At 66.9% G+C, this 390-nt stretch carries 1 protein-coding gene; it reads right to left on the bottom strand.

Annotated features, from left to right (window positions below):
• Positions 1 to 39 precede the first annotated feature (39 nt).
• Positions 40 to 390 (bottom strand): phosphodiester glycosidase family protein (locus D5687_RS11135; RefSeq protein ID WP_148097311.1); only part of this gene is annotated, 351 nt, incomplete at its 5' end.

Below are 390 nucleotides of genomic sequence, written 5' to 3'. Positions count from 1 at the left end.
CAGGTGTAGCGGGACCGAGCCCGCCGGCGCTGCGAAGCCTTAGTTGAACGCCAGCCAGCTGGGCAGCGCCCGCTCATGGGAGTCACAGAGCACCTGACGGGTGTCGCACGATCCTTTCGGCGACCCAGCGCCGGCCCACATGCCCCCGGTATCACGGCGCAGAACGATCGCCGATGACCCCCCGCCGTCGAGCAGAATCGCGGTGTCACTACCCAGGCCGCGGAACAGGTCTTGGATGTTGTCCGGGGTGTAGTTGCCGCCCTGGAAGATGTACATCTCGTCCTTCTGCTTCGCATAGGCAAGCGCCGTTCGCGCGGCGCTGGGACCGCCGTCGTGGAGCTGGCCGGTATTGCCGGGGGATAACAGCCCGATTCCGGCCACGGCGACGAA

Source organism: Guyparkeria sp. SCN-R1 (genome assembly GCF_003932495.1).
Classification (GTDB): Bacteria; Pseudomonadota; Gammaproteobacteria; order Halothiobacillales; family Halothiobacillaceae; genus Guyparkeria.
Note: the sequence above shows the minus strand (reverse complement) of the source record. Positions and strands in the feature narration are given on the sequence as shown.